The organism is Acinetobacter sp. UBA2063 (genome assembly GCF_002333245.1).
Classification (GTDB): Bacteria; Pseudomonadota; Gammaproteobacteria; order Pseudomonadales; family Moraxellaceae; genus Acinetobacter; species Acinetobacter parvus.
This window is the reverse complement of sequence record NZ_DDAH01000165.1, coordinates 19,524-29,624: the sequence shown is the minus strand read 5'-3', so window position 1 is coordinate 29,624 and position 10,101 is coordinate 19,524. Positions and strand designations below refer to the sequence as shown.

Here is a 10,101-nt window from a genome sequence, read left to right as displayed (position 1 = left end):
GCGCCTGCTTGAAGAAGGTCGCGCATGCTTACGTTGTAATCTGCCATTTTCTTTACCTTAAAGTTTGGGTTAGGCCTCCATATATCCGCATCCTCCACCCTAACGGGCACCCAGAGTAATGTGTCGATATATGTGCGGATTTTATTGCCCCATCGCACAAAGCCCGTGAAATTTATTCACGAAAAAGCATTTGATAAAATGGGCGGCTATTTATACCATAGCCACAAACAAATTTCCAAAAGTTTTTAGAGATCATGAATACAACTTATACAGCCCCTCGTCGATTAATCAAAACACCTGAAGAAATTGAAAAGATGCGTGTTGCAGGCAAATTGGCGGCTGAAGTTCTAGACATGATTAAACCGCACATTAAAGCGGGTGTAAGCACTTTAGAACTCGATACCATCTGTCGCAATCACATTGAAAATGTACAGCAGGCCATTCCTGCCTGTGTAGGTTACGGCGCAGCACCAGGCCGCCCTGCTTTTCAACATTCAATCTGTACTTCTGTGAACCATGTGGTTTGTCATGGTATCCCATCTGAAAGTAAAGTCTTAAAAAATGGCGATATTCTGAATATTGATGTCACCGTGATTAAAGATGGTTATCACGGCGACACCAACATGATGTATATCGTCGGTGGAGAGACTTCTATTCTTGCGAATCGTCTCTGCCAAGTTGCACAAGAAGCCATGTATCGTGGTATGGCCACGGTTAAAGATGGTTCTTATCTGGGTGATGTTGGCTATGCTATCCAGCAGTATGTGGAATCGGAACGTTTTAGTGTAGTGCGTGAATATTGTGGTCATGGTATTGGCAAGGTGTTCCATGATGAGCCACAAGTTCTGCATTATGGCCAGAAAGGCACAGGCATGATTCTTGAAGCTGGAATGACTTTTACCATTGAGCCAATGGTCAACGCTGGTGTTTGGCAAACCAAGCTTTTAGGCGATAAATGGACGGTGGTAACTAAAGACCATAAGTTGTCTGCCCAATATGAACACACCATTTTAGTGACTAAAACAGGAATTGAAGTGTTAACAGCACGTCCTGAAGAAGACTTATCACGTTTTATGTAGACACTCATTTAAATAAGATATAAGAAGCTGCTTCGGTAGCTTTTTTATTAAGATGCGGATTGTGATGAATATAGTCAAATCATCAAATTTTGCTGTTTTAATAAAAAATAAAAAGCCTATAAACAATCAAAAAGCTTGCTGAGTGACCTTGATCAGCAAGCTTTTTTTATTGCTCAAACAAAAGGGTTGCCCTTAAGCAGCCCTTTTTCATTAAATATAATCAATTAGTTATTGTTGTTTAGGCAATGGAATATATTGCGACTGGGCATTTTGCTGCACTTTACGCTCGCCTACTTTGACCTGCAAGGTTTGCTGCTTGCCATCACGCTCAACAACTACATCAATCACACTTGCAGGTGCCTGCAAGGCCACATAATTGATCAGGTGTGATGCTGAGCTAATTTGCTCATTATTAACCTGAATGATTTTATCACCACGCTTCACGCCCGCAGCATCGGCTGGACCATCACGCAATACATCTGCAACAATGACACCGACTGGTTTTGAAGCCAGTACATCTTCATCCAGCGTATTTGGAATCAGGCTAATGCCCAACCAGCCACGTACAACACGACCATCTTTTAAAATCGAGTTGAGAACCTGCTGGCAAATCTGTGCAGGAATCGCAAAACCAATTCCCAGCGAACCGCCAGACTGCGAGAAGATTGCAGTATTCACACCAATCAGGTTACCTGCAACGTCAATCAAAGCACCACCAGAGTTACCTGGGTTAATTGCCGCATCGGTCTGAATAAAGTCTTCATAGGTATTGATACCTAGATCTGAACGGCCTGTGGCGGAAATAATCCCTTGCGTGACGGTCTGGCCTACACCAAAGGGATTACCAATCGCCAGCACGACATCCCCAACCTCATTACCACTCAGTTTAAATGGCAGAACAGGCAGTTTGTCCAGTTCAATCTTAATGACAGCCAAATCAGTATCAGGGTCAGTTCCGATCACCTTAGCTTCAGCACGGCGACCATCATGCAACGCCACCACAATATGTTCAGCCTGAGCAACCACATGGTTATTGGTTAAAATATAACCATCCGCACGAACAATAACGCCCGAACCCAGACTATTTTCATTTTGAGGCTGCTGAGGAATCTGGTTGCCAAAAAACTCACGGAACACAGGATCATTCAACAATGGATGATTCATCTGCTTCACTTTCTGCGTGGTAAAAATATTTACCACTGCTGGAGCTGCAACCTTTACCGCAGCACTATAGGAAACCACGCCACCCGTTCGGGTTGTATCAATCAGTGGCTCCACTTTTTCGGCAGGCATTTTAACGCCATCGGCAGCGACTGTTGGCTTCGGCTGATGCAATTTTTGCCAGCTTAGGAAACTAATGATAACAAGAATGAGTAATACCCAAGGTAACCATATAAATGCACGGCGCACGTTTATTATCCTCTAGGCGAACAATGGAGTTAATATATTGAAGAACAGGAATTTTCCACTATTGTAAAGTAAATTGCCTAAAATCAATGCAAAAGTTACAAAAGTTTTGTCTAGCTTTAGTTACATTCAAAAATATGGTTTTATGGATACTTGTATAGATGTAAAGCATTTGAGGAATCGCATGGCAAATTTGCATGACATTGTGCAGTGGTGTAATCAGACATTAAAAGCAAATGAGTTTAAGGACTATGCACCGAATGGGCTACAAATTGAGGGCAAGTCCAAAGTCAATAAAATTGTTTGTGCTGTCACTGCCTCTGAAGATGCCATTGATGCGGCAATTGCTCAACAGGCGGATGCCTTGCTGGTTCATCATGGCTATTTCTGGAAAGGTGAACCCTACCCAATCACAGGGATGCGTGGCAATCGCATTAAAAAACTCATTCAAAACAACATTTCACTGATCGCCTATCACCTGCCCCTGGATGCCCATCCTGTGCTGGGAAATAATGTAGCCATTGCGGAGTTAATCGGCTTACAAGATTTGGAAGCGCTGGACCCAACCGAAAAACATCCCATTGGCAATATTGGCTATCTGGATCAAGCCCTGAGCCCTGAACAATTTAAGGAAAGACTACAGGCGGTCTTTGATTTTAGTGTATTACATCTGGCATGTGATAAAGCCCTGATTCAGAAAGTTGGCTTTTGTACAGGCGGAGCACAGGACTTTATTGATAAGGCAGCTCAGGAGAACTGTGATGCCTATATTTCAGGTGAAGTGAGTGAGCGTACGTTTTATCAGGCTAAAGAATTAGGTGTTCATTATTTTGCATGTGGGCATCATGCAACAGAACGTTATGGTGTAGAGCGTTTGGCTCAGGCCATTGCCAAGCAGTTTTCCATAGAAGCTGAATATTTTGAATTAAACAACCCGATTTAACCCAATGGCATAATTCGATTCTGTTCAACATATTTTTCCATAACATTGTCTGTGGTTTCAAATCAAGCTTTGCTTTACTTGAAGCTCAGGTTATACATTTAAATTAAGTCGTTATTGTGTATAGTTCTTTAAAAGACTGCACTATTCTCTGTAGAATCATTTACAATAGAGCCACTTAATGTAAAACCCAGCAAATGCAAGGATTGAAACATGACAACCATTACTTTACCTGCACTTCCATATGGCTATGATGATTTAGCGCCGCACATTACCCGCGAAACTTTAGAATACCATCACGACAAACACCACAATACTTATGTTGTTAACTTAAACAACCTAATCAAAGGCACTGACCTTGAAGGTAAAACTTTAGAAGAAATCATCAAAGCATCTGCTGGTGACGCTTCTAAAGCAGGTATCTTTAACAATGCTGCACAAGTATGGAACCACACATTCTACTGGAACAGCATGAAACCAAATGGTGGTGGCAAGCCTACAGGCGCAATCGCAGCTAAAATCGAAGAAGCTTTCGGTAGCTATGAAAAATTTGCAGAAGAATTCACTGCTGCTGCAACGACTCAATTCGGTTCAGGTTGGGCTTGGTTGGTTGCCGATGAAATCAATGGTAAATTATCAATTACCAAAACTTCAAATGCAGACACTCCGCTTGCTCATGGTCAAATTGCGGTATTAACCATTGACGTTTGGGAACATGCTTACTACATCGACTTCCGTAATCTACGTCCAAAATACATCGCAACTTTCCTAGAAAGCCTAGTGAACTGGGACTATGCAAATGCAAAACTTGCTGGTCAACCAGCAGGTGTTGAGAAATAATTTTTATTTCTTGAATAAAAACTGCCCACTTCGGGCAGTTTTTTTATGCGTAAAACCTAAAAAGCATATTTATCAAGCAAACAATTCATTTTATTTAATATTCTTATTGACGCATACGTTTTTCATGCCTAAAATACGCGTCAGATTCTCCCATAGCTCAGTCGGTAGAGCGACGGACTGTTAATCCGCAGGTCCCTGGTTCGAGCCCAGGTGGGAGAGCCAAAATTCTAAAAAGCCCTGATTTGATCAGGGTTTTTTTATTGTCAATGCTTTAATTTATTGTCATCCCTGTTGTAACTCTATTTATTTTTTATGTTGCATCTCGTATATGTTTTAGCCCTGCGTCCTTTTCAACCCTATAATAAAAAACGATGGTCATATTAAGGAAAACCATAATGAAGAAACTACTTCTCAGTTTATTATTCTTATGCAGTCCAGTCATGGCTGCACAAACAACATGGTATGCAGGCTCGACTTATAAGGGTACTGTGACTGTCCCTATTGAAAATGGGCCAAATGTGGTCTGGAAGTGTAATGGTAAAGTTTGTAGCATGTCTGGGCCCTGGGGCAATGACCTGTCTCTGGACTCCTGTCAAAATCTGGTTTTGCGTATTGGCAAGATTAGCTATTATAAAAATTCAGTGGGAGCAAGCTGGACAGCGCATTCGTCCCAATTAGCCCAATGCAATCAGGTTGTACGTTAATATAGCGATTTTAAGCACTTAACAGTTTATTATTTACACTGATTTTACTTGACTATAAACGCCTTGCCCCCTAAAATTCACTCCAGATTCTCCCATAGCTCAGTCGGTAGAGCGACGGACTGTTAATCCGCAGGTCCCTGGTTCGAGCCCAGGTGGGAGAGCCAAAATTCTAAAAAGCCCTGATCAATAATCAGGGCTTTTTTATATTAAGCACAATGCATACCTTTTAAAATATATGGTCTTATCATAATGCGTCTTATATCGCCAGAAACTGCACCAAAATTTCAACTTATAGATAGCCATGGCAAAGTAGTTCGACTAGACTCAGGTAAACGCACTTTACTTGCATTTTTCCGTGATACAAACTGTCCTTTTTGTAATTTTAGAATTTTCCAATTAACACAACATTATAAAAAACTTTCGGATCAAGGCTTAGAAATCATTGCATTTTTTCATCAACACGTGAAGAAGTCAATGAATTTGTAAGAAAACGCCCTCGCCCTTTTACGATCGTCGCCGATCCTGAAAATATCGCCTATCAAGCTTATGGTATTGTACGATCAATGGCACGCTCTACTTATAGCGTTTTTCGACATTTCGTCTCATGGGTTTTAGGCATCAAAATAATTGGGGCTGAGGGTTTAAAAAAGAATCTACAAAATCCAAGTGATATTATGCCAGCAGATTTTTTAATTGATGAGCAAGGTTATATTATTGAAACATATTACGGTTCTGATGCTAGCGACCACATTCCATTTGAAAATATTTATAAATTTTTAAATGCTGATCAGAACCCTAAGTAGTCTACAACACCTCGTGTTTAATTGATTTATGCAAAAATGGTGTGTTTAGCGACTAGGCACACCGCTATGGAAACGGAACGTATCATCTGGCGTTAAAATTAGATTCTTTTCCACTTCACGGATATGTTCAATCCGCTGCTGAATATTTTCTTCTGGATCTTTCAGTTTGGCAGTTTTTGCAACATCCAAGGCCAGTGCCAGATAATCCTCAAAATGACGAGATTCCGATTTAAGCAAGTAACGATAGTAACGCCCCAGCTCATCGTCTACAACAGGTGCCAGCGCATAAAAACGTTCACACGAGCGTGCTTCCACAAATGCGCCAATAATCATGACATCAATCAATGCTTCAGGTTCATAAGTACGGATTTCTTTACGTAATCCACCTGCATAGCGCCCTGCACTCAATCCCTTCCACTCTTGACCACGTTTGTTCATGAACTCCAAAACCTGCTCATAATGCAGCATTTCTTCACGTACCAATTGCGCCAATTTCACTTGTAAGTCGGTAAAAAAGCTATAGCGGAACATCAGGTTCATGGCTGTACTTGCCGCTTTCTTTTCACAATTGGCATGGTCTTGCATCAGAATGTCGAGGTTATTCACCGCTTCATCTAGCCATGCCTGAGGAGTGGAACAACCTAAAAATGCAATGACAGGTTGCATTAACTCATCATAATTCACACTACTCATCGATTTATCTCGCAGCAGCCTGAATTGCTGCTTTCATCTCTTTTACTGCTTGAGCCAAACCCACAAATACACTATCGGCAATAATTGAGTGTCCGATGTTTAATTCATGAATGTGTGGAATTGCTGCAATTGCTGCCACATTATCCAAATTCAAACCATGTCCTGCATTCACCACCAAACCTTTTGCCGCTGCATATTCAGCACCTTTGATAATACGAGTTAATTCAGCTTGTTGCTGCTCATCTGTCTCGGCATCAGCATAAGCACCCGTATGGATTTCAATGGTTGGTGCACCACATGCAACCGCCGCATCAATTTGGGCCAAATCTGCATCAATAAATAAAGATACATCACTGCCAATCGCTTTCAGTGCTTCAGTTGCCGCCTTTACTTTTTCAAAATGACCTACGACATCCAAGCCACCTTCTGTGGTGACTTCTTGACGACGCTCGGGTACAAAGCACACATGTTGCGGCTGAATCTCTTTGGCAAATGCAACCATTTCATCAGTCACAGCCAATTCAAGATTCATACGTGTTTTTAACAACGGACGCATACGGCGAACATCATCATCCTGTATATGACGGCGATCTTCGCGCAAATGGAGGGTAATCCCCTCTGCACCCGCTTGCTCACAAACCAAAGCAGCCTGAACAGGATCAGGGTAAATCGTACCACGTGCCTGTCTTAATGTTGCAACATGATCAATGTTCACACCTAAGATTGCAGCCATAAAAAATATCCTATCGGTTTAGCCCTGAATCATTATTTTCAATACATCAGGAATATCAAGTTTGTGTACTTTGAATCCAAAGTTGACGGCTTTTCAGCGGTCGATCACCCAACAAGGCGCTAATCATTTGACGGTATAGTTTACCCAATAATTGCAACTGTTCGTGAGAAAAATCCTGACCATCTTCATAACTTTGCATGGATGTAATCAATGCACCCTCAAGTGTTGAACGTGAGGCTCGTGAAACTGGCAGAAAGCCATCATTGATCTGAAATTGATAATGCTGATTGACCTGAATGTCTTGTTGACTCGCATCTACTGAAAAATCAATCGCATAGCCCAACTCCTGCAATAATACATGTTCAAACTGGCGTAAAATCTGTCGCAGGAATAAAGAGGCTTGTTTATGCGATGCCAATTGCTGTAATTGCAATAAGGTCAGTTGGTATTGTTCAAATGTCTGTGGCATCGCTTCTTCAAGCGGACATAAACGCAACACGATCTCATTTAAATAGAAACCAGCAAAAAATGCATCACCATGAAAAAACACAGGTTGATTCAGAATTTCAAGTTTTGTAAAGTTTTTGAGTTCAGATTTGCCAGTGGCTTGCAGACGAATAGGCTGATATTGCGGCGGTGGGGTCTGTCTTAGAATCCCATCCACCCGCCCATATTCTTGTGTAAATAAATGCACAATATGGCTTTTTTCACGATATTTACGATGATGAATCAAATAGCCATGCAGGACTTCATTACGCATCATAAAGCGATACTAGTCCTTCTTTTTCTCATCCTTTTCTTCATCATCGCCATCAGGAATAACTGCACCAGCCACAGCAGCAGTCCCCTTAACAACACCTTTGGTGGTCTTATAAGCAACTTTAACAGGTACGGTCTCAAGCTTATGAACACAGCCTTGCAACATGAAGATGCATGTTACGATTGCGAGTACACGGATTGTTATTTTCATACCTGTTTCCATTGTCTTAAAACCTGTTAAATATCGCTATAACCCAAGCTTTTTAACGCACGCTCATCATCAGACCAACCACCTTTGACTTTCACCCAAAGCGTTAGCATAATTTTTTGCTCAAACATTTTTTCCATATCTGTACGTGCATCCATGCCAATGCTTTTCAGCTTCGCACCTTTATCACCAATCACAATCGCTTTTTGGCCTTGGCGTTCCACAAAAATGGTCGCATCAATATACGTACATGGCGGCTTTAAACGACCTGTTTTTTCATTTACGGCTGCTTCTTCAGTTTTAAATGATTCAATTTGAACCGTTAAATCATATGGCAGCTCTTCACCTAACTGACGCATAATTTTCTCACGAATGATCTCACTCGCAAGGAAACGCTCAGAACGATCAGTAATTTGATCTAATGAATACAATGGTGGTTGATATGGCAGATACTTCTCGATGGTATCTCGCAAATGATCGAGATTTGCACCACGCAATGCTGAAACCGGAACAATTTCAGCAAAATTCATGAGCTTGGCACGCTCTCGAATCAGTGGTAAAGCCTCATTTTTATTTTCAAATGTATCAAGTTTATTGATCACTAGAATCACTGGCATATCGGCATTTTTAAGTTTTTCCAAAACCAATTCATCGTTTTGCGTCCACTTTTGTGCATCCACCACAAATAAAACCAGATTCACATCACGCAAAGCAGAGTGTGCCGCACGATTCATCATCTTATTGATGGCACGTACTTCTTTTTTATGCATCCCAGGAGTATCTACAAATACCGCCTGTGACTTCTCACGCGAGTCAATACCCACAATCTTGTGGCGTGTGGTTTGTGGCTTACGTGAAGTAATAGATAGTTTTTGACCCAAGATGTGGTTCATCAAAGTCGATTTTCCTACATTTGGACGACCAACAATAGCCACAAAACCGCTTTTGAAATCTGAGGGAATAGTCGTTCCCTGAGAACTAAAAAATTGATCAACTACATTATTGCCATCTTGCTGTTCAGTTGCTTCTGGCTTATTTTCTTCTGAATGAGACATCAGGTTATTGCTCCAATAATTTTAAAATCTCTGCCGCTGCCGTTTGTTCGGCAAAACGACGACTTGAGCCCTCGCCTATAATTTTTGGCAGTCCCGCTACATCACATTCCACTTTGAAATGTTGATTAGGGGCATCACCCTGAATATCTACAACCTCGTAAACTGGGAGAGGTTTTTTACGTGCTTGTAAATACTCTTGCAAACGTGATTTCGGGTCTTTCAGTTGATCTGTCGGTTCAATATAATCCAGATAAGGCTCATACCATTTTAGCACAATGCGTTCCAACAGGTTGAGATCATTGCTGTCCAAATAAATGGCACCAATAATTGCTTCAACTGTATCAGCCAGAATTGACTCTCGGTGATGTCCACCCGATTTTAACTCGCCTGTGCTTAAAATTAATGACCGACTCAATTGTAAGTCATTTGCAATTTTCCCCAATGCTTCCTGTCGAACCAAAGTCGCACGCATCCGCGTTAAGCGACCTTCATTTTCAAGTGGGTAGGTATGGTAAAGATAATTGGCAACAATCATCCCTAATAATGAATCGCCTAGAAATTCCAGGCGTTCATAATTGTGCTTTTGACTCACAGAACGATGGGTCAATGCCAGTTTTAACAAATCAAGGTGTTTAAACTGGTGACCAATTCGCCCTTGCAGACGTGCATCATTGAGCTTGTTTGGCAGATTTTTGGTCAAAAGTCTTCTCAAAGGTCATCACTAAACTAATATTCAGCATGAAAGGCTTACGCACTTCATACTTTTTCTTAACAATTAAATCATCTTTATAAGTAACCTGTGCAACATCCTTGAAACGAAGATCCCGAACCCCATTCATATCCAGACGCTGATCCATCTGAGCTGCGAACTTAGTTGGTG

14 protein-coding genes and 2 tRNA genes are annotated in these 10,101 nt (G+C 41.3%); 8 read left to right on the top strand and 8 right to left on the bottom strand.

The annotated features are described in order from the left end of the window. Nucleotides 1-254 precede the first annotated feature (254 nt). Nucleotides 255-1,079 (top strand): type I methionyl aminopeptidase, encoded by an 825-nt coding sequence (map, locus tag B4H32_RS07900; RefSeq protein WP_004757713.1) that lies wholly within the window; start codon nucleotides 255-257, stop codon nucleotides 1,077-1,079. Between the two features lie 228 nt (nucleotides 1,080-1,307). Here map and B4H32_RS07895 read toward each other — a convergent pair whose 3' ends face one another. Further along, entirely contained in the window at nucleotides 1,308-2,489 is a 1,182-nt protein-coding gene (locus tag B4H32_RS07895; protein ID WP_286801475.1) for a trypsin-like peptidase domain-containing protein, read from the bottom strand. 181 nt (nucleotides 2,490-2,670) lie between these two features. Here B4H32_RS07895 and B4H32_RS07890 point away from each other — a divergent pair, with 181 nt between their 5' ends. From B4H32_RS07890 to B4H32_RS07860, 7 genes are all read left to right on the top strand, one after another. Beyond that, a complete protein-coding gene (locus tag B4H32_RS07890; RefSeq protein WP_286801472.1) occupies nucleotides 2,671-3,429 on the top strand; it encodes a Nif3-like dinuclear metal center hexameric protein in 759 nt (252 codons plus the stop codon). Nucleotides 3,430-3,639: 210 nt separating this feature from the next. Continuing rightward, complete coding sequence (locus B4H32_RS07885) at nucleotides 3,640-4,266, top strand: superoxide dismutase (protein ID WP_004676923.1); 627 nt, start codon at nucleotides 3,640-3,642, stop codon at nucleotides 4,264-4,266. Nucleotides 4,267-4,412: 146 nt separating this feature from the next. Further along, a tRNA-Asn gene (locus B4H32_RS07880) sits at nucleotides 4,413-4,488 on the top strand. 173 nt (nucleotides 4,489-4,661) lie between these two features. Beyond that, nucleotides 4,662-4,970: a hypothetical protein gene (locus tag B4H32_RS07875; protein ID WP_004682640.1), complete on the top strand. Its 309-nt coding sequence runs from the start codon at nucleotides 4,662-4,664 to the stop codon at nucleotides 4,968-4,970. Between the two features lie 88 nt (nucleotides 4,971-5,058). Beyond that, a tRNA-Asn gene (locus B4H32_RS07870) sits at nucleotides 5,059-5,134 on the top strand. 85 nt (nucleotides 5,135-5,219) lie between these two features. Beyond that, nucleotides 5,220-5,456, top strand: a complete 237-nt coding sequence (locus tag B4H32_RS07865; protein WP_286801451.1) for a peroxiredoxin family protein — start codon at nucleotides 5,220-5,222, stop codon at nucleotides 5,454-5,456. Between the two features lie 77 nt (nucleotides 5,457-5,533). Then, on the top strand, nucleotides 5,534-5,773 hold the full coding sequence (locus B4H32_RS07860; protein WP_004682641.1) for a hypothetical protein: 240 nt from the start codon (nucleotides 5,534-5,536) through the stop codon (nucleotides 5,771-5,773). A 45-nt stretch (nucleotides 5,774-5,818) separates the two neighbouring features. On the opposite strand, the gene B4H32_RS07855 is transcribed toward B4H32_RS07860, so the two are convergent. The 7 genes from B4H32_RS07855 to B4H32_RS07825 form a co-directional block, all read right to left on the bottom strand. Next, complete coding sequence (locus B4H32_RS07855; RefSeq protein WP_286801444.1) at nucleotides 5,819-6,466, bottom strand: tRNA-(ms[2]io[6]A)-hydroxylase; 648 nt, start codon at nucleotides 6,464-6,466, stop codon at nucleotides 5,819-5,821. Between the two features lie 4 nt (nucleotides 6,467-6,470). Beyond that, on the bottom strand, nucleotides 6,471-7,199 hold the full coding sequence (gene pdxJ / locus B4H32_RS07850; protein WP_286801441.1) for a pyridoxine 5'-phosphate synthase: 729 nt from the start codon (nucleotides 7,197-7,199) through the stop codon (nucleotides 6,471-6,473). Nucleotides 7,200-7,254: 55 nt separating this feature from the next. Continuing rightward, nucleotides 7,255-7,962 (bottom strand): DNA repair protein RecO, encoded by a 708-nt coding sequence (gene recO, locus B4H32_RS07845; RefSeq protein WP_286801437.1) that lies wholly within the window; start codon nucleotides 7,960-7,962, stop codon nucleotides 7,255-7,257. A 9-nt stretch (nucleotides 7,963-7,971) separates the two neighbouring features. Continuing rightward, nucleotides 7,972-8,169 carry an NF038104 family lipoprotein gene (locus B4H32_RS07840; protein ID WP_034426670.1) on the bottom strand — a complete coding sequence of 66 codons (198 nt, stop codon included), beginning with the start codon at nucleotides 8,167-8,169 and terminating at the stop codon, nucleotides 7,972-7,974. A gap of 26 nt (nucleotides 8,170-8,195) precedes the next feature. Then, entirely contained in the window at nucleotides 8,196-9,221 is a 1,026-nt protein-coding gene (gene era / locus B4H32_RS07835; protein ID WP_004682646.1) for a GTPase Era, read from the bottom strand. 4 nt (nucleotides 9,222-9,225) lie between these two features. Beyond that, on the bottom strand, nucleotides 9,226-9,921 hold the full coding sequence (gene rnc / locus B4H32_RS07830; RefSeq protein WP_004682647.1) for a ribonuclease III: 696 nt from the start codon (nucleotides 9,919-9,921) through the stop codon (nucleotides 9,226-9,228). Continuing rightward, a partial coding sequence (locus tag B4H32_RS07825) for a DUF4845 domain-containing protein (RefSeq protein WP_286801419.1) occupies nucleotides 9,890-10,101 on the bottom strand: 212 nt, incomplete at its 5' end. The genes rnc and B4H32_RS07825, both read right to left, overlap by 32 nt.